Source organism: Polyangium sp. y55x31, from assembly GCF_029946505.1.
Lineage (GTDB): Bacteria > Myxococcota_A > Polyangia > Polyangiales > Polyangiaceae > Polyangium.
This window is the reverse complement of sequence record NZ_JARZHG010000014.1, coordinates 242,288-264,221: the sequence shown is the minus strand read 5'-3', so window position 1 is coordinate 264,221 and position 21,934 is coordinate 242,288. Positions and strand designations below refer to the sequence as shown.

Sequence of the window (21,934 nt, the reverse complement as noted above, 5' to 3'; positions counted from 1 at the left end):
CGCCCATTCCGCCCGCGCCGCCGGCGCCGCCCATTCCGCCCGCGCCGCCCACGCCCGCGCCTGCGCCCGCGACGTCCGTCGCCGAACCCGCGCCGCCGCAGCCGACGGCCGCCGCCGAGAGCGCCGCGCCGAGACCGAGGAGCACCCGCCTGCGCGCGGCGGCACGATCGTCACCCATTCGTCCGGACATGATTGGACCTCTCCGATGAAAAGCCGGAAAACACGATAGACGAATCCCCCCTCGATGTGCGCTGAAAGCGCCCCCCGCGAAGCGCGTTTCTCGCGGCCACGCGCGCCCCGGACGCGCCGACGTGGGCACGGGCCGCGCACAAGCGCGTGGTACGGACCCTGCTCGTCGCGCGATTCGTGTTCCCGCCGGCCAGCCTCTTCACGCGGCGCCCCGCAAAGGGTCTGCGTTTGCCTTATTTTCCAGGTGCTTTCGGATCGTCCACCCCGCCCCGCCGGGCCCCGCGCGGCGGTGGGCCATGAAGCTCGATCCGATGCAAAAGACCCTCTCCGTCGCGAACGCCGCCGTCGGGGAAGGCGAGGCCGAGCGCGCGATTGCGCGGCGCAAGCTCGAACAGACGATCGGCGCGGCGTACCTCGTCGCCATCCTCGCCGCGCTCGTCATCGGCGGCGTCGCGAGCTACGCGCTGCAATCGGTGATCGCGAGCCAGGACCGCGTCGAGGAGATCTACGGCGCGGAGCTCGTCGAAGTGGAGCGGCTGCGCGCCGGCGCGATGGCGAACGCGGCGCAGGGGCGGGCGTACCTGCTCACGGGTGATCCCGAGATGCTCGAAGAGAGCTACGCCGCGCGGCAAGCCTTCGAGGCCCGGCTCGGGGCGCTCTTCAACCACACGGAGGACCCGGCCGAGCGCGCGCGGCTCGAACGCATCGGGGCCGCGCAGAAGGCGCACCAGGAGGCGCTCGCGCGGGCGTTCGCGCTCTATCGCGCCGGCGGCACGCACGAGGACGTGGGGCGTGTCGTCGGGGCGGAGGTGATCCCCAAGCTCGGGGCGCTCGACGTCGCGATCGGCGACTACGGGCTCTTCGTGGACTCGCGCCTCGAAGTGGCGCGCGACGGCGCCCGGCGCGCCGCGACCCGCGCGTCGAGGCTCGTCGTGATCGTCGCGTGTGGCGCCGTCCTGCTCGCGGCGGGCCTCGGCGTGTTGCTCACGCGCACGATGCACAGGCTCTACCGCGCGGCCGAGGAGCGGCTCGCGCTCTTCGCGCGGGAGGAGCGCGCCCGCGCGGAGGCCGAAGCGGCGCGGCGTGATCTCGCGGAGACCGTCGAGCGGCTCTCGCGGGTCAACGCGGATCTCGACGCGTTCGCGGGGCGTATCGCCCACGATCTCCGGAACCTGCTCACGCCGATCGCGCTCGTGCCGGCGCGCTTGCGACGCGCCGAGGGCAAGGAGGCCACGGAGCGGTTCGCGGCCTCGCTCGAACGATCGGTCACGCGGGCGAACGCGGTGCTCGAAGGCCTGCTCGCGTTCTCGCGATCGAGCCGCCCAGACGACACGTGCCAGAAGGCCTCGGTGCGCGAGGTGGTCGCGCAGGTGGCGGAGGAGCTCGCGCAGATGGCCGCCGAGGTGCGCGCCGAGGTCACGGTCCACGTCGAGGACACGCGTGTCGCCTGCTCGCCCGAGCTCTTGCACGTGGTCGTGCTCAACCTGCTCGGCAACGCGCTCAAGTACATCGCGGGCTGCCAGGAGCGGCGCGTCTCGATCCACGCCGCGCGGGCCGACGGAGGCTTCGTCGAGCTCGCCGTCGAGGACACCGGTCCGGGCATCCCGGACGGCGCGAAGGACCGCATCTTCGAGCCGTTTTACCGCGTCCCCGGCGTGCGCGCGCCCGGCACCGGGATCGGCCTCGCCACGGTGCGTCGTATCGTGAGCGCGCACGAGGGCCGCATCGCGTGCGACTCGACGCTCGGCCACGGGACGACGTTTCGCGTGTGGATCCCGTGCGCGGCGGAGCCGAAGAGCGCGCTCGTGCGGGAAGAGGAGCGCGCCGAGGCGGCTGGTCGGGATCTCGGCGTCTAGGATAGCGTAGAGGGCCATGCGCCCTCGCCTCGCCGCGCTCCCCCTCGCGACGATCCTCGGCGCGGCCTGCAGCCCCGCGGCGACGGATCGGCCCGGCGCACCGGCCCAACCGACCGCGCCTGCATCCTCCGCCGCCCTGAGCGCGAGCGCGGCGCCCTCGGCCGCTCCTCCGCCGGCCCCGTCCCCGAGCGAGCTGATCCGATCGATGCGAACGGAGATCGCGTGCGCCCTGCCGACCACGGTCCCGCCCACGACCGCCCTCGCCGGCGCGAAGCCCTTCCAGCCGATCGAGCCGTATTGCGAGAGCTTCGACTGCGACTCCGTCGAGAAGACGCCAAAAGGCGCGGATGCCTGCTTCATCTCGAACGAGGCGATCCGCCGCGTCGAGCCCAAAGCCCGCGCCGGCGGCGCCGCGCGCAAGCCCGCCTCTGCCGCGTGGGACGGCGTGAAGAAGCCTCGCTTCCTCGACCGCATCGACGCGCACGTCCACCTCACCGAGGTCGAGCATGCGCGGCTCCGCAAGAACGGGTTCGTCGTGCTCGATCGGCTCCCGTACCTGGACTACGCGAACGCGTTCCACGACGTCTTCCAGGAGGAGCTGCCGCTCTACGTGGGGCCGGATCCGATCCTGCACGCCGTCTTCCGCGCCACGGACCTGTCGCTCGCCCGCATCGAACGCAAGCGCCTCCAGCCTGCGCTCGAGTCGATGCTGAAGAAGCTGCGCAAGGCCCTCGCGGCGAGCGGCGCGTCGATCGACGAAACGACCCGGAAAGACCTCGACCTCTACCTCGCGCTCGCCGCGGCGCGCGTCCCGCAGGAGACGAACATGCCGCTCTCGCTGTTCGGACAGGACGAACAAGTCGAAGCGCTGCTCGCGGCAGAGCGGGACAGGCAGCTCACGCCCGTCGAGCTCTTCGGCCGCACCCGCATGATCGACTTCACCCAGTTCGAGCCGCGGGGCCACTACGCCGACAACGCGTTCTTCGACCAGGTCAACGTGGAGCTCTGGCATCCGGACGCGTACTTCGCCGCCATCATGTGGCTCTCGCGCCTGGAGTGGAACCTCGTCTCGCGCGACTCGCGAAGCTCGCACCCCGACGCGACCCCGGATCCGCGGGAAACGCCGCGCGAAGCCCGCGCCGCCCTCGCCCTCGCCGAGCTCGCGCAGAAAAGCGGCGCGCTCGCCGAGATCGGGCTCTTCGAGGAGATCTACGGCGCATTCGCGGGCCGTCGCGAAGACGTCAGCGTGCCGGATCTGCTGCGCCTCATGCAGAAGGGCGGCTTCACCGCGAAGGATCCGGCCGCCCCGGAAAAACTCCGCCTCGCGATCGGCGACGGCTTCCGCCGCACCACGCGCGTTCACTTCATGCCGCAGGGCGTGAAGGAGCTGCCCGTCATCAGCACGCTCCTCGGCCCGCGTATCGTGCCGGACATCGCGCCGCTCAGCCGCCTCGTCCACGACGGCGTCCAGGATCGATACGACATCGGCGCGGCCGACGTCGCGTATCTGCTCGGCCACGACCGCGCCGCGACGTACCTGCAAAACGACCTCGACCGCTTCCCCGGGCTCCGCCCCGCGCTCGACACGGCCCGCGCGGACCTCGCCGCGGGCGCCACGAAAGGCCGCGACGTCCACGCGAGCTTCCTCCGCGCAATCCTCGCCTTGCGCAAGGATCCCGAGGGCGCGCGCCCCTCGTTCATGGACAAGGACGCCTACGCCGATCTGCGCATGGGATCCGCGCTCGTCGGGTATGCCCAGCTCCGCCACACGTTCGTGCTGCTCGCGGGACAAGGCTACGACGCCTACGGCTGCGCCATCCCCGACGCGTACGTCGAGCCGCTCGTGCCCTTCTACGACGCGCTCATCACCCACGTCGAGGGCCTGCGCAAGATCGCGGGCGGCGGCTTCGACGGCCTGCTCCGCGTCCTCGGCACGCTCCGCGCCATCGCCCGCACCGAGCTCGCCCGCGGCGCGCCCACCCCGGAGCAAGCCACCTGGCTCGCGATGGTCGCCGAGTACATCCCGCTCGGCGGCTACAGCGGCGACAGCGGCCAGCCGCCCAAGTGGACCGGCTGGTACTTCGACATGTTCGAGGACCGCGAGATCGGCGCCACGCGCACGGCCGACCTCGTCGCCGATTATTTCACCCTGACGAACGCGAACCAGATCGCCTACCTCGGCGCCGACGGCCCGCGGCTCGGCGTCTTCGTCGTCGACACGGGCGGCGAGCCACGCGCCATGGTCGGGCCGGTCGCGCGGGGGTACGAGATCCACGCGCCGATCGAGAAACGCCTCGACGATGAGGCGGCTAGGACACACCTGGACAAACGGGCGCCGTGGCGAGAGAGCTTCGCCACCGCGCCCGTCCCCGACCCCTCGATCGGGCTCGCGGGCGACGTCTACTCCTGCGCACGCGACGGCAAGCTCGAGGCGCGCCTCGTCCTCGCGAGCGACCGCAAGCTCGGTCCGGTCACGGTCGCCCTGCTCGACCACCACGGCGATCCCCTCGTCCCTGCGCTCACCCTGGACATCGGTGAGGGGTTTTCGGTGTACCCCTTCGCCTTCCCCGAGGTCCCCTGGCAGTCGCCCCCGCCCGAGCCGGAGCCCGGGACGTACGAGGCATACCTCCACAGCCAACGCGCGCGCCCGCGGAGCCCCGTCGAGGCGGTCGTGGTCCGCATCGAGGATCTCGCCCATGCCGGCGCGGGGAAGGGCGCGTTCACGCTCGTCACGAGCCCGAGCGTGTTCGGCGGGAAGGACTTCAGCCACGATCTCCCGACCCGCCCGCGCGGCACGTTTTTCTCGCTCGGCGAGCCCTAGCCGAGCCGCGCGATCTGCCGGCGCTTCTCCACGAGCCACCGCCAAGCGCCCACGAGCAGCCCCGCGAACCACGCCGGGACGAACCTGCGCTTCCTCCGCCGGCCCTTCTTCTGCGCCTCGACCAGGGCGAGCTTCTCCACGAACCGCGCCCGGGCCTGCTGGACCCGCACGTGCGCGCCGCTCTTCTTGAGCCCGAGCCACTTCGCGATCTCGTGCAGGGTCTCGCCCTCCACGTCGTGACGGAGCAGGATCTCCCGCTCCTCCGCGGGCATGAGCCGCGTGGCGGCCTGCACGAGCGCGATCGTCGCGTGGTACTGCTCCGGGTCCTGCGGCTCGGCGACGGCGTCGGCGATCGCCTCCGGGTCGAGCACCTCGTAGGCGTGACGGTAGAGCTTCCGGTAGTTCGAGACCTGTTTCCGGGCCACCTCCATGAGCCAGCGTCTGGCCGTCTCGTCGTTCCGCGGGATCACCGCGGCCCGTCGGTTCGCGACGGTGAAGACGATCTGAACGAGCTCATCGAGGTCGTCCCCGTAGAGCCCCAGGCTGCCGAGGCGCTCGCGCACCTCACCTAGGAACAACTCGTAAAGGACCTGGACGCGGGGCTTGTGTCGGGGGCGCGGCGGGCGCTGGATAGAATCTCCCACGCTCGCCCTAATGTGTTGAGAAGGCCGATCGTCCAAAAAATGTTTGGCGAGGCCTCAGGGCGGAGGGGTTCCACCTTCCAAACCCGCGTCCGCCGCCCCTGGTTCGTCAGGGACGCACTGCATCACGGAGAGCTTCATCGCCTTGCCCGCCGGCCGCGCCACGAGCAGCGCCGCCCGCGTCGCCGCCAGCACCTCGCCGTTACCGAGCACCGGCTCCGGCCGGAGCTCGCCCACGAGCTCGCCCCGCGCCGTCATCGTCCCGATCCGCGTCGCCCCCGAGAGCGACGAGACCGCGAGCCAGCCCGGCATCAAGTCCGGCACCCCGGCCGAGCTCGGCTCCTCGGTGAGAAGCCTCGCCTCCCCTATCCCGGACAAACGCACCGACACGCTCATGACGCGCCCCCCGCTCGACCCGCTCGGCGTGTCGTCGTCCCGGTACGTCACGACCATCCCCCCGTCCTCGCTCGGCTCCATGTCGAAGGCGAGCGCATGCCCGTCCTTCGGGGTCACCGCGCGCGGCAACGCCACCGCCGCGCCGTGCTCGTCGAGCGGCACGACCTCGATCCACCGCGGCGCGATCGCCTCCCCCACGAGCCCCGTATCCTCGTCCTTCGGCTTCTTCGCCGTCCCCACGACCACGTACGCGAGCCAGAGCCCGCCGGGCCGGGCCGCGAGCCTCGGCGTCTCCGCGTCCTGCTTGGGCGGCGACACGGGGCGCGGCTCGCCCTTCGCCTTCATCGTCTCCGGGTCGAACGGGGCGAGCATCACCATCGTCTGCTTGCCGTCCTTGCTCACGTCGTCCCAGACCACGACCGCGCCCGCGCCCGACGCCGCGAGGTCCACCGCGAGCGACTCGTCCCGCCCCTCGCTGAGCTCCGGCCCCCACGTCACCTGCTCGCCGCTCACCCGCGCGAGGCGGATCGAGCGCCCGCCCGCGTTCGGCTCCAGCATCGCCGCGAGCACCGAGCCCTTGTACCCGCTCACGGTCGGCGCATCGAAGTCGCCGCGGCTTCTCCCGAGCCGCACGAGCTTGCCGCCACGGCCGTCGAGCCCGAGCGTCGCCACCATCGCCACGGACCCGCCCTCGCCGTCGCGCAGCGCGCCCACGGCGAACCCGCCCTCGAACGTCGTGCCGCGCCCGAGCTCCACGGCGAACGGCGCGAGCTCGTCGAACTCTTCCTCCTCGTCGCCTTCGCCCGCATCCGGCACCTTGGGCGCCTTCGCGGCTTGCGGCTCTCCGATGACGAACGGCTCGGCGGAGACGGCCGTGCAGCGCGGCGGCAGGGGTTTTTCCTCGACCACGGCGGCGTCGCCGGCGTCCCCGGCGTCGACCGGCCCCGGGCCTGGCTCTCCGCGGCTGCCCCAGTACCGCACGCCGACGATGATCACCGCGATCACGAACGCCGCGAGCGCTGCGCCCGCGAGGCCGCTGCCGGCGTCGCGGGGCTCGGTCGGATCTTTCGGGGAGGATTTCGGCGGGATTTTCGGGGAGATCGGGGGCATGGGATGCGGGTGCCGGCCATCTTGCGCCGCGCGTCCCGCCCACGCAACGGGACACGATTTCTTCCCGTTTCCATCACCTCGCCCCCTAAAATCCGCGCATGCGTCCTTCGCTTGCCGCGCGCGTCCTCGGCGCGTTCGCCCTGGTCCTCGTGTCACTCCTGACGTTCGCCTCGTGCGGCTCGCGGACCGGGGACTTCGACGCCTACGCCACGGGCGGCGGCACGAACTGCGGCACGCTCGGCGAGAGCTGCGGCCTGCCCGGCGACTGCTGCGGCGGCCTCCTCTGCAAGGACGAGCTCTGCAAGCCCGAGCAGCTCTGCAAGCCCGAAGGCAGCGCCTGCGAGACCACCGTCGACTGCTGCGACCTCGACTGCCTGAACGGCTTCTGCGGCGGCGTCCAGTGCACGCCGAACGGCCTCGCCTGCGCCCAGAACGGCGACTGCTGCAGCCTCGAATGCTGGCAGGGCTTCTGCGGCGGCATCGAGTGCAAGCCCGAAGGCTTCGCGTGCAGCGGCCCGCAGGAGTGCTGCGGTTTCCAGTGTACGAGCGGCTTCTGCGGCCCGGCCGTCTGCAAGCCCCAGGGCGCCGCCTGCTTCGACGACGGCGACTGCTGCGCCGGCGGCTGCAACCAGAACGTCTGCGGCTCGGCCTGCCAGCAGGACGGGTTCGTCTGTACGAACCCCTCCCAGTGCTGCTCGGGCCTCTGCACCGAGGGCGTCTGCGGCACCGGCTCCTGCAACCCGAACGGCGCGCCTTGCCAGGTCGCCGCCGAGTGCTGCTCCGGCTTCTGCCCCGGCGGCGTCTGCAACTTCCAGCAGTGCGGCCTCGACGGCACGGCTTGCTTCTCCGCCGGTGATTGCTGCTCCAACATTTGCGAGGGCGGCGTCTGCGGCGGCGGCCCCTGCAAGGTCGACGGCGCCGCGTGCACCGCGTCCGGCGAGTGCTGCGCGGGCTTCTGCGATCCGAGCTCGCACCGCTGCGGCTTCGGCCAGTGCCTGCCCGACAGCACGTTCTGCGAGATCGACGCCCAGTGCTGCTCGGGCTTCTGCGACCCGCAGAGCAAGCGCTGCGGCATCGGCCAGTGCCTGCCCGACGGCACGTTCTGCCAGAACGACCTCGATTGCTGCTCGAAGTTCTGCAACCCGAACTTCGGCACGTGCGGCGTCGGCGGGTGCCAGCCCGATAACTTCTTCTGCGAGGCCGATTTCCAGTGCTGCTCGGGCTTCTGCGACCTCGCGATCTTCGCCTGCAGCCCCGGCGGCTGCACGCCCGACGGCCTCTTCTGCGTCAACGACTTCGAGTGCTGCACGGGCATCTGCGACCCGCTCTCGAGCACCTGCGGCCTCGGCAATTGCATGCCGAACGGCTTCGGCTGCAACAACGACGACCAGTGCTGCTCCGGCCTCTGCGATCCGGGCGGGTTCTGCACCGTGGGCGAGTGCCAGGCCGACGGCTTCTTCTGCGACAACGGCTCCGACTGCTGCTCGGGCTTCTGCGATCCGGTCTTCTTCACCTGCGGCTTCAGCCAGTGCCAGCCCGACGGGGTGCCTTGCAACGGCCCGGCCCAGTGCTGCTCCGGCGTCTGCACGAACGGCGCCTGCGGCGCGATGGCGTGCACGCTCGACGGCTTCCCCTGCGCGGAAAACAGCCAGTGCTGCACGAACGTCTGCCAGAACGGCATCTGCGGCGCGGGCTCGTGTTTGCCCACGGGATCGAACTGCGTGAGTGATCCGCAGTGCTGCGTCGGCCTCGCGTGCAACGGCGGCCACTGCGGCCTGCCGCCCGTCGACGCGGGCACGTGCAGCCTCGATCCGGGCGGCACGCCGTGCTCGCAGTGCATCGTGGGGAATTGCTGCCAGCAGACGGAGAGCTGCCTCCAGAACCCGCAGTGCGCGTCGAGCATGAGCTGCTACCAGCGCTGCACCGTCGGCGGCGGCACGCCCGCGAGCTGCCAGCAGCAGTGCTGCACCGGGAACCTCTGCACGCAGTGGTCGAACTGCGTCGCGCAGAGCTGCGCCGGCCCGTGCTTCTGATCGCCTGATCGAGCCCGCCGCGCTAGCGCTTCGAAGAGCGCGGGAGCGTGGCGGGCTCCTCGCCGCGCAGGTACGCGATCGCCACGGCCTCGTCGTCGAACACGGGAACCTGGCCCCTGCCGAGGTTCGCCTCTTCGCGCGTCCTGCGCATGGCCTGCAGCTTCCCGACCGCGGTCTTCACGAGGATCGCGCTCCGGGGGAAGCCCGCGAGGACCTCGTACATGAGCGGGCGGACGATGGCCATGGCCGCGTCGTCGGTCATCATGGGCGCTTCCCGCGTGTCGAGCAGCACGCCGAGGCCCTTGCGTTCGCGCAGCGGGACGCGGATGCGAAACTCGCTCGCGATCTTGTCGAGGCTCGCCTGCATGCCGGCAACGGCCATCGGCGTCGTGGTCCGTCGCACGCGGATGAAGCCCGTTTCCCGCGTGACGATCGCGAACTCACTGCGGAACAGCTCTTCCATGCCGCATCGATGGTGGCCTCGCGCATGAGGCGCCGCAAGGCCGCGTGGCCCCTTCCCGCGACGCTCGTCCGATGCTTCCATGCGCGCGGCGCCTCGGCGCGGCCTCTCTCGTCTTCTCGTTCTCGTCATGCGTCCTCGTGCTTCGCTCCTCGTGATTTGTGCCGTGCTCGCGCTCTTCGTCGTCGCGTGCATGGGCACACCGACGCCGCTCGCGCCGGGTTTGTCCGGGTCCGTGGGTTTGCCCCACGCAGGCGTGCTCACGGGCGCGACGGCGCTACCCGATCGGGGCCCCGGGTACCGGCTCCTGCGTAGCCCGACGAGCGCTCGCTACGGCACGCCGCGCCTCGTCGAGACGATCAAGCGCGCCGCAGGCGAGGTCGCGTCCGTGCGCCCCGGCGCGCCGCTGCTCGTCGGCGACCTCTCGAACCGCCACGGCGGCTTTCGCAACGGCCACCGCTCGCATCGCACGGGCCGCGACGTCGACCTGCTCCTCTACTGCACGACGCCGGACGGCCGCTCGATCCCGAGCCCCGGGTTCGTCCGGTTCGGCGCGGACGGCCTCGCCGAGACGGAGGACAAGCGCCTGCCGTTCGTCCGCTTCGACACCGAGCGCAACTGGCAGCTCGTGAAGGCGCTCGTCAGCTCGCCCGAGGCCGACGTCGAGTGGCTCTTCCTCGCGCGCTGGCTCGAAGCGCTCCTCATCGAACATGCGCGGGCGCGCGGCGAGGATCCGGAGCTCGTCTGGCGCGCGGAGAACGTCCTGCTCCAGCCGAAGGACAGCGCGCCGCACGACGATCACATCCACCTCCGCGTCGCGTGCGCGCCGACCGAGGCGGTGGCCGGCTGCGAGGGCCGTGGACCTGCGTGGCCGTGGCTCCCGGCGCCGCTCGCGCTCGAGCCGTGGAGCGATGCGGAGGCGCTCGCGGCGCTCCTCGACGATCTGCTCCCGGGCAAGCCCGAGGTGGCGACCGGAACCCCATGAACCTCCTCGCGCACGGCGACGCGGCGGACGTCTGCGCCGCGCTCGCGCCGGACGTCTCCTTCGACCTCGTCTACCTCGACCCGCCGTACGGCGTGGGTACGTCGATGACGGCGCGCACCGCGCTCGGACAAACCCGGGGCAAGAAGCAGGCGTCGGGCGGACCGGTGGCGTACGAGGATCGTTACGATCCGGAGAGCCTCGTGGCGATGCTCTTGCCGCGCCTCGAGGTGATCCGCGGCCGGATGAGCCGGGGCGCGACGATCTACGTGCACCTCGATCATCGCACGGTGCACGAGGTGAAGGTCGCGTGTGATCGCCTCTTCGGCCGGGGCGCGTTCCTCGGCGAGGTCATCTGGACGCCTGGCAACGGCAGCCGCGGCGCGCGTGGGTTCACGGTCACGCACCAGACGCTCTTGCTTTACGTGCGGGATCCGCGGGAGCGCCGGGAGGTCGTCTACAACGCGAGCGACCCGATCCTGCGCGAGCCGTATGCGGCGACGAGCCTCGAGATGCACTTCCGGCATCGGGACGAGGCGGGGCGCCTGTACCGCGAGCGTGTGGTGAATGGCCGGACGTACCGGTACTACGCGGACGAGGGCCGGCGGCTCGGCAGTGTTTGGACGGACGTACCGGCGATGGTGGCGAACACGCCGCTGCGCGTCGAAGGCACGGGGTATCCGACGCAGAAGCCGGAGCGGCTGCTGGAGCGCATCATCCGGGCGTCGAGCCGGGAGGGCGCGACGGTGGCGGACCTCATGTGTGGAAGCGGGACCACACTCGTAGCGGCAGCCAAGCTGGGTCGACGGTTCGTGGGCGGTGATGCGAGTCACATTGCGGTCGATCTTTCTGCGAGACGCCTCACTTCAGAAAAGATTCCGTTTGTCCGCGTGGGCGATGTATCGTTCGCCTGAAAAAAGTTGTGGACGATCGGCTCTCTCAACACACGCAGTTTCTGATCACCAAGATTCCTCACACTACTGGAGGGCGTTGGGACGATCACAACCGTGATGGAGGAGGGGGACGGGGTGCTGACGTCCGTGCAGCTTTGAACTGAGGAGAAAGAGCCATGGATTTCGGAAAGAGCGTGCTTCGAGCGCTCCCCTGCGTTGCGGCGCTGGCCGGTCTGACGGGATGCGGGGTGTCCCCGGGGGATACGTGGATTTACCGGGTTTCGTTCGGGGAGACGGACTCGAACAGCGGGTGCTGGTATCCGGATACGGATCCGCCGGCGAACCAGGAGAGCGACAGCTCGACCCTGCGCGGCACGGGCACGTGGATCATCTATGCCAGCATCGAGGACAAGATCTACCTCGATACGGGCTCCGTCACGCTCGAAGGCGCGGAGTCGGATGAAGGGTTCACGTTCTCGGGCAAGGTCGTCGACGTGCAGTACGACGTACCGGATGGGACCGGCTCGAAGCGCACCACGACGATCGCGACGACGGTCAACGTCATCACCGATGGGAATGCGATCTCGGGTGAGGCGGTCAAGAAGACCTCGTATTCCTGCTCGGGCTCGACCTGCGGTGACAAGGTCCCGAGCTGCACGGAGACGAGCCCCTTCGTCGGCACCTACATCGAGGACGTGGAGCTCAAGTACGAAGTAGGCGGCGGGACCGGCGCGCCGCCGAGCCCCTAGGGCCAAACGACCGCTGTCGGCGTGGAACTACTTACGGTCGTGCCATTCCCCAATTGACCGTAGGTGTTGTCACCCCAGCAACTGATTGACCCATCAGTCAACAGTGCGCAAGTAGACGAGCCGGCGAGCGCCAGTGCCGCCGCTCCCGATAGCCCAATCTGTACCGGTTTCGGCTGATTAGCCTGATTCCCGTTACCCAGTTTGCCTGCACTATTGTTGCCCCACATCCAGACGGAGGAGGCGACGATGGTGCCCGTGTTGCCAAACCCAAGCGCAATGGTCTGTGTCCCCGCAAGGTTGACCAATTGCGGCGTCAGCTTTTGCTCGTAAGAGTTGATGCCAAGAGAGCCAAATATATTGGCACCCCAACAATAAATATCTGAGCCATCACGTGCACAGGTATGATCCTGACCGCACTGGAGTTGTTCCGCGGATACGATGTTGGGTACCGTGGTGGGCACCAATTGATCCGTTGTCGAATTGATACCCAACTGCCCGCGCGCGTTGTCCCCCCAGCACTGCAGCGAGCCGCCATTCTTGAGCGCGCAGGTGTGTATACCCCCGGCACTAACATAAGCGACATTGGTGGAGATCTGCACGGGTAGGGACTTGTACCCCGTGTCTCCCGCTCCAACTTGCCCGTCGGAATTTCCACCCCAACAATACAGCTTCCCCCCAGTGTCTACGGCGCACGTGTGGGAGTTGCCGACGGAGATCTGCTTGATGTTAGCCAGGCCTGAGACCTTCGCTGGTGCACCGTTCCCGTCACCCCAGCATGCGACACTACCGCCAGTAAGAATGGCGCAATTTCGTGCATTGTACGTGCCGCCGAAGTTTCCTCCGCCATCCACCTGCGTCGCCGTCCCCGGCGCAGGCAACGTCACTTTGACCGGAGTTTTGCTCAGAATAGGTGCATCGATCCCCACCTCTCCTTTTTCATTCCTGCCCCAGCAATAAACCTCCCCATCCTTCAGCACCGCGCAGTGATGGTGATACCCCCCCGCCACACTGACCGGATCATTACAACTCCCCGCCTTGCAAAACGCGGCGCACGCATTCCCACAAGCCCCGCAATGCGCCTTCGCCGTCCCCAGATCCGTCTCGCACCCCGGCGCCGCCGTGCAATCTCCCCACCCCGTCTCGCACGTGTACACGCACGCCCCCATCTCGCAGGCCGCCACCTGATTCGTTTTTGGTTGACAGTCACCCGCATCCATGCACTCCGGAGGCGCCCCTCCGACGCCTCCACTCCCGCCGACACCTCCACTCCCGCCCACGCCCCCACTCCCGCCGACCCCTCCACTCCCGCCCCCGCCTACACCTCCAGCCCCGCCGCCTCCCTCGCCCGCGTCCGGCTCCCAGATCGTCGCCTCCTCCCAGCCGATGATCTGCTTGCACCCGTACCCACTCACCACTGCCAGGGCCACCACGCCTGGCATCCACGTCGTCCCTCGCGTTCGCATCTCAGAACTCCATCCCGGCGCTCACGCCGAAGCTCCCTCGACCCACCACCGGCGTGACCCACGCGCGCCCCGCCTGCGCCTCCGCGGGCTCGTTCCCGCCCACCACGAACAACACGATCCCCGTCGCGAGCACACCCCCGCCCACCGCCATCAGCACCGTCGACACATCCGCGGAAAACCCTGCCGCGTTCCGCAACGAGTACCCCTCCGGCGTGCACCGCGTCGGCTCCCCCGCGTCGCACTTCTCCTTCGACGCCGCGTTCTTCACGAGCGCGTTCGCCCCGAACCCCGCCCCCACCCCGATCCCCACGACCCCCGCGATCCCCGTCGCGAACCCCACCCCTCGCAAGAGCGACCAGCGCGGCTTCTGCGCCTCCGCCGCGTCCTTTGGCGCCTCCGGTGCCAGCGCCGGAAGCTCCGGGATCACCACCTCCACCGTCGCCGGCCCCGCCGGCACCACCTTCTCCTCGTGAAACCCCGTCCTCCCCGCCGCCCGCGCTTCCACCACGTGGCTCCCCGGATCCACCGGCAACGCCGTCCCGAACACCGCTGCCCCCAGCACCTTGCCGTCGAGCAGCACCTCGAGCCCCGCCACACCCGACGGCGCCGTGATCCGGATCCGCGACAGCTTCTTCTCCAGCGCCTGCCTTCGCTCCTCCGCCACCGCCTCTCGCGACTTGTCCCCTCGCTCCCGCGCGAGCCGCGCCGCGTCCCCGAAGTGGCCGTATGCGCTCGCCGTCATTCCTTGCCGCTCGTGGCATTCCCCCAGGTTGAGCCGCGTCCCGACCGACGGATCGTATCGATCACTCTCCGCAAACTTGACGCATGCCTCGGGCACCCGGTTCTGGTCGAGCAGCGCCCTTCCCTCGTCGAAGAGCTTGTCCGCGACGGCTTTGTCCGCGGCGGAGGGTTGTCCGGACACATGCGTGGTCCCGAGGAGGATGGCCGTGAAAAACGTAAGCGCCGTCGACTTCCTGAACATGCATTCTCCGCTCGCGACCGAGAGCGCCGGGCCTGCCCGGCGTCGCCCGAAGAACCTCCAGGCTACCCCGCTCCGGTCGGCAAGGGAAGGAGCCGCACTTTTTGGCCCGGATCCAGGCAGGATCGATCGATCTTTGCCTCCTTCGAAACACGCACGGTACCCTTCGAACCATGAAGCTCGAAGGCCGTGCCCTTCCGCTCGTCCTCTTCCTGATACCCGCGTGCGCGCCCGCGCCCGAGGTGAAATACGACGGAGCCTCCCAACGCCCCCGGCAAGAACGCGCCGTCCCGCCCACGGACCTCGAGATCGAGCAGTGGCAAGAGGACATCAAGCTCCGCGAGTGGCAGGATTGGAACCAGCGAAAGAAGGACGGTGACACGCCCTTCAACAAGGCCGAGGTCGAACCGCAGCCGGGCGAAGAGCCCGGGTTCCAGTTCGCCTCCGCAAAAACCGAACCCAATCCCGCGCCCAAGCCCGCGCAGACAGAGCGGCCGCGCATCGGCGCCATCGCGGATCAGGCGTACATCTACAAACGCCCCGAGCCCAAGGGTTTGCCCCTCGGATACGTTCGCATGGGCACGAGCGTCGCGCTCCTCTCGAACGAGCCCGTCGAGGGGAAAAATTGCCCCCGCGGCTATTACAAGGTCGCCCCCCGCGGCTACATCTGCCTCGATCCCCGCAAGACCACGCTCGATCTGAACGATCCGTATTACCGCGCCCTCGCCGAGCTCGCCCCGCGCGAAGACGCCGTCATGCCGTATCGATATGCCTTCTCGAACGGCGCGCCCATGTACAGCCGCGTCCCGACGAAGGCCGAGCAGGAGAAAGCCGAACGCAGCTTCGGCGCGCCGGGCACGTTCGTGCAGCTCGCCGAATGGTCGCGCGGCCACGAGGAGCTCATCAGCGGCGACGAGAAGGACCGCATCCGCGCGACCGACCCGGTCTTCTCCATCTTCGCCAATGGCCAGCGCTCCGTCGGCGGCAATGGCGCCTACGACCCGACGAAGCTCGTCTGGCGCGTCATCCCGAACGGCTCGATGCTCGCGTACGCGCGCGCCTTCGAGGCCGAGGGCCGCACCTGGCTCGTCACGCCCGACCTCATGCTCGTCCCCGCCGACCGCATGCGCCCCTTCCGCCGCACGGCTTTCCACGGCGTGCGCCTCGGGAGCGACGTCCGCCTCCCGCTCGCCTGGAACCGCAAGCAGGAGCCCATCCCGCGGTATACCCGCGGCGACGATGGGAAAATGGTCGCCTCCGGACAAACCATTCCGCCGAAGAGCTACGTCCAGGTCACGGAGCGCGTCGTCGTCGGCAAGAAGGCGTACCTCGCCCTCCGGAACGAGCCCGGCGCCTTCATCCTCGCGGACAGCGTCACGGTCACGCGGCCCGCGAAAAAACTCCCGCGCTCGGTCAAACCCGGCGAAAAGTGGATCGAGGCCAAGATCAACCCCGGCACGCTCACGGCCTACGAGGGCGACAAACCCGTCTACGCGACCCTGTTCTCCCCCGGCAAGGGCGGCGCCCCGATCCCCGGCTACGATCCGTACGTCCATTCGATGACGAAGACCGGCATCTTCCCGATCGAGTGGAAGGACCGCGTCGCCGTCATGTCACCCGACAAGGAATGGCCACCGAAGATGCTCTGGATCTCGGAGGTGCCGAACATCCAGTACCTCCGCGCGCCGCTCGCGATGCACGTCGCTTACTGGCACGAGGATTTCGGCAACCCGAAGAGCGCCGAGTGCGTGAACGTCTCCCCCGAGGACGGCCATTTCCTCTTCCAATGGACCGAGCCCGCCCTCCCCGAGGGCTGGGGCGGCGTCCGGCCCGGCGACGGCAATGGCAAGGCCACGCCGGTCGTGATCACCGCCCTGTGATCGCAGGCTACGGGTTCTGCTCGGCGAACCGCTGGAGCTTCTCCGCCGATCGCCGGAACATCTGCGAAAACACCGCCCGCGCCACCCCGTGCACGGGCTTCATGACGAGCGCCGGCGTGTAGAACACGTGCCAGACGAGCCGCGTCCGCCGGCCGCCGTCGAGGGGCTCGAACCGCAGGTCCTCCAGCATTTGCTTCACGATCGGCAGCGTGATCCCGTCGATCGAGAACGTGAGCCGCGCGCCGCGATCCCAGACGAGAAACCGCTCCTTCACGGTCAGCGTTTTCAGCTCGATCTCGCGCGTCGTCTCCACCGTGTGCGGCTCCGCGCTCGTCCACCGGCAAGCGACGAAGTCCTGAAACCACTCCTCTTGCCGCTCGCCCGTGGCGAACAGATCGAAGACGCGCTCGGGCTTGGCCTCGATCGTCACCACGTTCGCGATACGTTGCGGGGCGCTGTCGACGTACGAGAGATCCGAAGGGGTCGTGCGGAACCACATGCGGCGTATTCCGCCTCGGTTTTCCGCGCGACGCAAGCCCGTCGATTCGTGTTCAGCCGAGCGGCTCCACCGCCACCGCGCACCGCTTCAGCGCCGGCTCCTTGCTCAGCGGGTCGGTCGCGGACGTCGTCACCTCGTTCACCGACGCGCCCGGCTCCCACAGATCGTTCCAATGCATCGGCATGAACACCACGCCCGGCCCGATGTCGCGGGTCACGCGCACGACGGTCTTCGCCTCACCGCGCCGGCTCTTCACGAGCACCCGCGCCCCCTCGACGAGCCCGAGCTCACGCGCGTCCTCCGGGCTCATCGCCAGATAAGGCGCCGGATCGATTTTGTTCAATCGCTCCACGTTGCCCGTCTTCGTCCGCGTATGCCAGTGCGCCTCCACGCGCCCCGTCGTCAGCACCAGCGGATACCGCGCGTCCGGCTGCTCCTCCGGCGCCACGTACGGCCGCGCGAAGAGCCTCGCTTTCCCCGACGGCGTCGCGAACACGTTCCCCTCGTGCAGCGCCCGCGGCGGCCCCGCGTACGGGTGCGGCCAGCGCTGCGGCCCGTGCGCGCGGAGCCTCTCGTAATCGACGCCGGTCTGATCGTTCGGCCGACCCTGCGTCATCATCGCCATTTCCCGGAAAATCCCGCCGGCCGAGGTGAAATCGAACGCCGCGCCGAAGCCCATCGCCTGCGCCACGTCCCGGACCCACTCCCAGTCCGGCCGCGCGTCGCCCGGCGGCTCCACCACCCGTTCGAGGAGCGATATGGTCCTATCGCTGTTCGTGAACGTCCCTTCCTGCTCCAGGTTCAGCGCGCCCGGCAGGACCACGTGGGCGAACCGCGTCGTCTCCGTGGGATAATATGCATCTTGCACGATCACGAGCTCGGCCCGCTCGAGCCCCCGCCGCACCACGGGCAGGTTCGGCATGCTCGCCGCCGGGTTCGTCCCCATGATCCACAACGCGCGGATCTCGCCGCGCTCCATCGCGTCGAACATCGCGACCGCGTCGTGCCCCGGCTTCTCGCCGATCGCCCCCGACGGTAGGCCCCAGAGCGCCTCGACCTCGGCCCGATGCGCCTCGTCGACGACCCTGCGCTGGCCGGGAAGGCCGTGGCTCATGTAGCCCATGTCCCGGCCGCCCATCGCATTGGGTTGTCCCGTCAAACTGAACGGACCCGCGCCCGGTTTGCCGATCCGGCCCGTCGCGAGGTGCAGGTTGATGATTGCGTTCGTCGTGAACGTCCCGAGCGTCGTCTGGTTGACGCCCATCGTCCAGAACGTGATGAGCCGCTCGGTGCGCGCGATGATCTCGGCCGACGCGCGGAGCTCCTCCTCCGTGATGCCGCAGATCGAAGCGACGCGCGCCGGATCGTATTCGCGGAGCATCGGCAAAAGCTCGTCCCAGCCCTCCGTGTGCGCCGCGAGGAACGTTTCGTCGATGACGCCCATTTCCACGCAAAGGTGGAGCCAGCCATGAAGGAGCGCGATGTCCGTCCCGGGACGGACCGCGAGGTGCATCGTCCCCTGCGCGGCCGTCTTCGTGCGGCGCGGATCGACCACGATCGCGCGGGCGCCGGAGGTCTTCATGCGCCGGAGGACCCGGTCGAACGCGACGGGATGGCAATCGGCCGCGTTCGAACCGATGAACACGAACGCGTCGGCCTCCTCGATGTCGGCGAACGTGAGCGGCGGCCCATCCGCGCCGAGCGAAAGCGTCATCCCCGCCGCGGCGCTCGCCATGCAGAGGCGGCTGTTCGAATCGACGTGGTTCGTCCGGAGAAACCCTTTGCCGAGCTTGTTGGCGAGGTACTGCGCCTCGGTCGTGAGCTGCCCCGAGAGGTAGAGCGCGACCGCGGAGGGGCCGTGTTCGTCGAGGATCCGCCCGAGCCGCGTGGCGATCTCGCGCACGGCGTCCCCGGGCGCGACCGGGGCGAGCGCGCCGTCCGCGCCGCGCACGAGGGCGCGACCGAGGCGTGAAGGCGCGGCGAGGGCCTGCGCGGCGAGGGCGCCCTTCAGGCAAAGTCGACCGAGGTTCGCCGGGTGCTCGGGGTCACCGACGAGCTTCAGGACGCGCTTGCCATCGGTCGTCGCGACGAGCCCGCAGCCCACTCCGCAATACGGGCAGACGGTCTTGCGCTGCTCGGTGACCACGGCACGAGGATCCTACGACCGCCCTCCAAGTGCAAGAGGTGGGCGAGATTTGGGCGCCCTCCGGAAAAAATCGGGGGCCTCGAAATTTCTCCCCCCGCTCCGCCGAACAGGGCGGCGAGGATGCAGCCCGCACCCATGACGCCCAACGTCCCCGGCCCGAAGGCGCCGCCCCAAACGGCGGCCGTCTCACCGGAGGAAACTGCTTCGCTACGACAGATCGTCGTCGCGGTGGTGGCGTGTGTCCTCGGCGAACGCCGGGATCACCCGGACGTCGAGGATTGCACGCACGAGGCGCTCTCCCGCGCGCTCGAGGGTCGAAGCCGCTTGCGTGACGGAGAGCCGCTCCGTCCGTGGGTGATCGGCATCGCGCGACACGTGGCGCTCGACGCGCTGCGGAGCCGCAAGCGCACGCGGCGGGTGGAGGCGCGGATGGAGACCACGTCCGAAGACACGACAACGGCGTGGCTCGACTTGGTGCCGGACCCTTCGCCGGGTCCGGAGGAGCGCACGGCGAGCGCCGAGCGAGCGACCCGCCTCGAGCGGGCGCTCGGCGCGCTCCCCGACGAGCAGCGGCGCGCGCTCGTGATGTTCCACGTCGAGGGGCTTGGATACCAGGATATCTGCAAGCGCCTCGGGGTCCCGCTCGGGACCGTGGCGACGTGGCTCGCGCGCGGCCGGCGGCTGCTCGCGGAGACGGTCGGCGAATGATGGGGTTTGGGGCGCAGCTCCGCTTGCGGAGCGAAGCCCCAAGCATGGACGGTGAGACGAGAGAGGAACGACGGTGGCGAAGATGGACGATCTCGACAAACTCCCGCCGGATCTGGCCTGGCAACACGACGGACACGTGACGGACATCGTGCTCTCGAGTGTGGCGGACGGAGAAGCGGGGATCGTCCCGGCGGATGCCCTCTCTCATCTCGACGATTGTGACCATTGCGCGCAGCGCCTCGGCGCGGAAGCGCTGCTCTCGGCGCACGCGAGCGAATTGCTCGCGGAGCTCGCGGAGCCGTCGTTCGCGCCGGTGAAGCTGCCGGTGAAGGTGCCCGCGGCGGCGGTCGCGAAGGCGCCTGCGTCGACGCGCGGGCTCGCGACCATGCCGAAGCGCGCGGTCTTCGGCGCGCTCTTGCTTGCGGCGCTCGGCGCGCTGCCGGCGATTCTGGATCAAATCGCCCGTGTCCCGAGCTTGCTCGGGACGATCGGGCGGGCCGTGCTCATGCTCGCGCGGAGCGCGGCGCTCGTCTCGAAGAGTGACGTGTTCCCGACGCTCGCCTTTGCGGCGTCGGCGGTGCTCATGATTTCGGGCCTCGTCGTATCGCGAATGTCGCGTCCGGGGTCCTCGAAGGACTTGGCGGAAGAAGGAGGCGTGTGAAATGGCTGGTCGAAAGCTTACTGGGCTCGCGTTCTTGCTTTCTGCGCTGACGACCTCGGCGCTCTCGCTGGCAGCGATCGAAAAGCAGGGTGAATGGCCGACGGACGAGAAGAAGGTGAGCCTCGACGTCGAGCGCGTGCCCCAGGAAGACGCCATCAAGCGCCTCGCCGAGGCGGCGGGCTGGAGCGTGGTGATTCACGCCCCCTCCACGGAGCCGGCCTCGCTGCACGTGAAGGATCAGCCGGCCGACAAGGTCCTCTCGCTCCTGCTCGAAGATGGCAATTACGTCGCCCGCCGCGACGGGACGCTGATTTCGATTTCCCGCGCCACGGCCGCGAAGATCGCGGAGGCCGCGCCCGCGGTGCCCCCCGTGCCTCCGGTGCCTCCCGTACCCGCGGTGCCGCCGGTTCCGCCGGTTCCGCCTGTCCCGCCAAACGATCCGGCGGCAGCACACGACGCCCCCGCCGCCCAGCCTCAGGCCGCCGCGGGCCATCGAAGGGGCGAGGGCAAGGATCGCGAGGTGGTGGGGCAGAGCCTCGTCATCGAGAAGGACGAGGTTGTCAAGGACGTACATTTGCTCGGCGGAAGCCTCACGATCCGGGGGGTCGTCACGGGCAGCGTGGAGGTCGCAGGCGGGACGGTGACGATCGAGCCGGGCGCGCACGTGATGGGCGACGCGGAGGTGATGGGCGGCTCGATTCACGTGAAGAAGGGCGCGCGCCTCGACGGCAATGCGCAGATCGTGGGCGGAAAGCTCATGCGCGAGGAGGGGGCGATCATCGGGGGTGACGTCTCGACGCGTATCGAGGACGACAAGGACGACGAACCGACGAACGCGCAGAGCTTCATGCGTGAGTTCAGCGAATCGATGACGGGCGGTGCGCTGCTCTTCGCGCTCGGCGCGGTCTTGATTGCGCTCTTCACGAAGCGCGCGGAGTCGCTCAAGGTGGAGATCGCGGCCCGGCCGATGCGCTCGTTCGCGCTCGGTATCGTGGGCTCGCTCGGCGCGGTGGCGCTGCTCGCGGCGCTTTGCATCACGCTGGTGGGCATTCCGGTCGCGGTCGTGGGGCTTCTGGCGGGGGTCTTCGGGGTCTTCGCGGCGATGTGCTCGGTGCTGGAGGTCGTGGGCCGCGCGCTCATCGGGCACAAGACGAAGAATGAATATGCGCACCTCGCTCTTGGTTGCGCGCTCTTCGTGCTGACGGGCCCGCTGCCGGTGATTGGCGGGATCGTGCGGGCGATCGTGGTGCTCGTGGCCATCGGCAGCCTCGTGGCGACGCGGGCCGCGGGCCTGGTCCCCGCGAAGAAGGGCGCCCAGCCGATGGGGCCCAATTCGCATCCTTATCGGAGCGCCGAGGTGGTCTGAGCCGAAGTTTTCCGAGCGCACGAGGCCGCATCTCCCGTCCTGGGAAGGTGCGGCCTCGTTGTTTTTCGAACTGGCCAGGGCCACGCCGCCCCGATACCCTGG

At 69.5% G+C, this 21,934-nt stretch carries 18 protein-coding genes; 10 read left to right on the top strand and 8 right to left on the bottom strand.

Annotated features, from left to right (window positions below; genetic code table 11):
* Positions 1 to 190, bottom strand: a 190-nt coding sequence (locus tag QHF84_RS24860; RefSeq protein WP_281315885.1) for a hypothetical protein, incomplete at its 3' end; no start/stop codon positions are given.
* Positions 191 to 485: 295 nt separating this feature from the next.
* Here QHF84_RS24860 and QHF84_RS24855 point away from each other — a divergent pair.
* Positions 486 to 2,045, top strand: coding sequence for an ATP-binding protein (locus QHF84_RS24855; protein ID WP_281315884.1), 1,560 nt, complete (start codon positions 486 to 488; stop codon positions 2,043 to 2,045).
* 16 nt (positions 2,046 to 2,061) lie between these two features.
* Positions 2,062 to 4,866, top strand: coding sequence for a DUF3160 domain-containing protein (locus QHF84_RS24850; RefSeq protein ID WP_281315883.1), 2,805 nt, complete (start codon positions 2,062 to 2,064; stop codon positions 4,864 to 4,866).
* Here the strand turns inward: QHF84_RS24850 and QHF84_RS24845 are convergent.
* Together QHF84_RS24845 and QHF84_RS24840 are read right to left on the bottom strand one after the other, a co-directional pair.
* Entirely contained in the window at positions 4,863 to 5,510 is a 648-nt protein-coding gene (locus QHF84_RS24845) for a sigma-70 family RNA polymerase sigma factor (protein WP_281315882.1), read from the bottom strand. The genes QHF84_RS24850 and QHF84_RS24845 overlap by 4 nt on opposite strands.
* 54 nt (positions 5,511 to 5,564) lie before the next feature.
* Positions 5,565 to 7,013, bottom strand: a complete 1,449-nt coding sequence (locus QHF84_RS24840) for a hypothetical protein (RefSeq protein WP_281315881.1) — start codon at positions 7,011 to 7,013, stop codon at positions 5,565 to 5,567.
* Between the two features lie 98 nt (positions 7,014 to 7,111).
* Here QHF84_RS24840 and QHF84_RS24835 point away from each other — a divergent pair, with 98 nt between their 5' ends.
* Positions 7,112 to 9,046 carry a hypothetical protein gene (locus QHF84_RS24835; protein WP_281315880.1) on the top strand — a complete coding sequence of 645 codons (1,935 nt, stop codon included), beginning with the start codon at positions 7,112 to 7,114 and terminating at the stop codon, positions 9,044 to 9,046.
* Between the two features lie 22 nt (positions 9,047 to 9,068).
* Here QHF84_RS24835 and QHF84_RS24830 read toward each other — a convergent pair whose 3' ends face one another.
* The gene (locus tag QHF84_RS24830) at positions 9,069 to 9,509 is read right to left on the bottom strand and encodes a hypothetical protein (RefSeq protein WP_281315879.1); all 441 of its coding nucleotides are present in this window, start codon (positions 9,507 to 9,509) and stop codon (positions 9,069 to 9,071) included.
* A gap of 127 nt (positions 9,510 to 9,636) precedes the next feature.
* Here QHF84_RS24830 and QHF84_RS24825 point away from each other — a divergent pair, with 127 nt between their 5' ends.
* The 3 genes from QHF84_RS24825 (at position 9,637) to QHF84_RS24815 (ending at position 12,130) form a co-directional block, all read left to right on the top strand.
* On the top strand, positions 9,637 to 10,491 hold the full coding sequence (locus QHF84_RS24825; RefSeq protein WP_281315878.1) for a penicillin-insensitive murein endopeptidase: 855 nt from the start codon (positions 9,637 to 9,639) through the stop codon (positions 10,489 to 10,491).
* Positions 10,488 to 11,402 (top strand): site-specific DNA-methyltransferase, encoded by a 915-nt coding sequence (locus QHF84_RS24820; protein WP_281315877.1) that lies wholly within the window; start codon positions 10,488 to 10,490, stop codon positions 11,400 to 11,402. Before QHF84_RS24825 ends, QHF84_RS24820 begins: the two co-directional genes overlap by 4 nt.
* A gap of 155 nt (positions 11,403 to 11,557) precedes the next feature.
* Positions 11,558 to 12,130 (top strand): hypothetical protein, encoded by a 573-nt coding sequence (locus tag QHF84_RS24815; RefSeq protein WP_281315876.1) that lies wholly within the window; start codon positions 11,558 to 11,560, stop codon positions 12,128 to 12,130.
* Here QHF84_RS24815 and QHF84_RS24810 read toward each other — a convergent pair.
* Together QHF84_RS24810 and QHF84_RS24805 are read right to left on the bottom strand one after the other, a co-directional pair.
* Complete coding sequence (locus tag QHF84_RS24810; RefSeq protein ID WP_281315889.1) at positions 12,127 to 13,296, bottom strand: hypothetical protein; 1,170 nt, start codon at positions 13,294 to 13,296, stop codon at positions 12,127 to 12,129. The two genes, QHF84_RS24815 and QHF84_RS24810, sit on opposite strands and share 4 nt — an antisense overlap.
* Positions 13,297 to 13,594: 298 nt before the next feature.
* A complete protein-coding gene (locus QHF84_RS24805; protein WP_281315875.1) occupies positions 13,595 to 14,575 on the bottom strand; it encodes a hypothetical protein in 981 nt (326 codons plus the stop codon).
* A 170-nt stretch (positions 14,576 to 14,745) separates the two neighbouring features.
* Here QHF84_RS24805 and QHF84_RS24800 point away from each other — a divergent pair, with 170 nt between their 5' ends.
* Positions 14,746 to 16,452: a L,D-transpeptidase gene (locus QHF84_RS24800; protein ID WP_281315874.1), complete on the top strand. Its 1,707-nt coding sequence runs from the start codon at positions 14,746 to 14,748 to the stop codon at positions 16,450 to 16,452.
* A gap of 7 nt (positions 16,453 to 16,459) precedes the next feature.
* Here the strand turns inward: QHF84_RS24800 and QHF84_RS24795 are convergent, their stop codons facing one another.
* Together QHF84_RS24795 and QHF84_RS24790 are read right to left on the bottom strand one after the other, a co-directional pair.
* Positions 16,460 to 16,951, bottom strand: coding sequence for an SRPBCC family protein (locus QHF84_RS24795; RefSeq protein WP_281315873.1), 492 nt, complete (start codon positions 16,949 to 16,951; stop codon positions 16,460 to 16,462).
* 52 nt (positions 16,952 to 17,003) lie between these two features.
* Positions 17,004 to 19,097 (bottom strand): nitrate reductase, encoded by a 2,094-nt coding sequence (locus tag QHF84_RS24790; RefSeq protein WP_281315872.1) that lies wholly within the window; start codon positions 19,095 to 19,097, stop codon positions 17,004 to 17,006.
* 135 nt (positions 19,098 to 19,232) lie between these two features.
* Here QHF84_RS24790 and QHF84_RS24785 point away from each other — a divergent pair, with 135 nt between their 5' ends.
* From QHF84_RS24785 to QHF84_RS24775, 3 genes are all read left to right on the top strand, one after another.
* Complete coding sequence (locus QHF84_RS24785; protein WP_281315871.1) at positions 19,233 to 19,805, top strand: RNA polymerase sigma factor; 573 nt, start codon at positions 19,233 to 19,235, stop codon at positions 19,803 to 19,805.
* 73 nt (positions 19,806 to 19,878) lie between these two features.
* Positions 19,879 to 20,466 carry a hypothetical protein gene (locus tag QHF84_RS24780; RefSeq protein ID WP_281315870.1) on the top strand — a complete coding sequence of 196 codons (588 nt, stop codon included), beginning with the start codon at positions 19,879 to 19,881 and terminating at the stop codon, positions 20,464 to 20,466.
* A 1-nt stretch (position 20,467) separates the two neighbouring features.
* Positions 20,468 to 21,832: a polymer-forming cytoskeletal protein gene (locus QHF84_RS24775; RefSeq protein WP_281315869.1), complete on the top strand. Its 1,365-nt coding sequence runs from the start codon at positions 20,468 to 20,470 to the stop codon at positions 21,830 to 21,832.
* The last annotated feature ends 102 nt before the right edge of the window (positions 21,833 to 21,934 follow it).

Bases quoted from the DNA above. Each gene is read 5' to 3' on its own strand.
- QHF84_RS24850 (WP_281315883.1), top strand. From the start codon at position 2,062: ATGCGCCCTCGCCTCGCCGCGCTCCCCCTCGCGACGATCCTCGGCGCG.
- QHF84_RS24835 (WP_281315880.1), top strand. From the start codon at position 7,112: ATGCGTCCTTCGCTTGCCGCGCGCGTCCTCGGCGCGTTCGCCCTGGTC.
- QHF84_RS24815 (WP_281315876.1), top strand. From the start codon at position 11,558: ATGGATTTCGGAAAGAGCGTGCTTCGAGCGCTCCCCTGCGTTGCGGCG.
- QHF84_RS24805 (WP_281315875.1), bottom strand. From the start codon at position 14,575: ATGTTCAGGAAGTCGACGGCGCTTACGTTTTTCACGGCCATCCTCCTC.
- QHF84_RS24785 (WP_281315871.1), top strand. From the start codon at position 19,233: ATGACGCCCAACGTCCCCGGCCCGAAGGCGCCGCCCCAAACGGCGGCC.
- QHF84_RS24840 (WP_281315881.1), bottom strand. From the start codon at position 7,013: ATGCCCCCGATCTCCCCGAAAATCCCGCCGAAATCCTCCCCGAAAGAT.
- QHF84_RS24795 (WP_281315873.1), bottom strand. From the start codon at position 16,951: ATGTGGTTCCGCACGACCCCTTCGGATCTCTCGTACGTCGACAGCGCC.
- QHF84_RS24820 (WP_281315877.1), top strand. From the start codon at position 10,488: ATGAACCTCCTCGCGCACGGCGACGCGGCGGACGTCTGCGCCGCGCTC.
- QHF84_RS24825 (WP_281315878.1), top strand. From the start codon at position 9,637: ATGCGTCCTCGTGCTTCGCTCCTCGTGATTTGTGCCGTGCTCGCGCTC.
- QHF84_RS24800 (WP_281315874.1), top strand. From the start codon at position 14,746: ATGAAGCTCGAAGGCCGTGCCCTTCCGCTCGTCCTCTTCCTGATACCC.
- QHF84_RS24830 (WP_281315879.1), bottom strand. From the start codon at position 9,509: ATGGAAGAGCTGTTCCGCAGTGAGTTCGCGATCGTCACGCGGGAAACG.
- QHF84_RS24855 (WP_281315884.1), top strand. From the start codon at position 486: ATGAAGCTCGATCCGATGCAAAAGACCCTCTCCGTCGCGAACGCCGCC.
- QHF84_RS24810 (WP_281315889.1), bottom strand. From the start codon at position 13,296: ATGGGGGCGTGCGTGTACACGTGCGAGACGGGGTGGGGAGATTGCACG.
- QHF84_RS24775 (WP_281315869.1), top strand. From the start codon at position 20,468: ATGGCTGGTCGAAAGCTTACTGGGCTCGCGTTCTTGCTTTCTGCGCTG.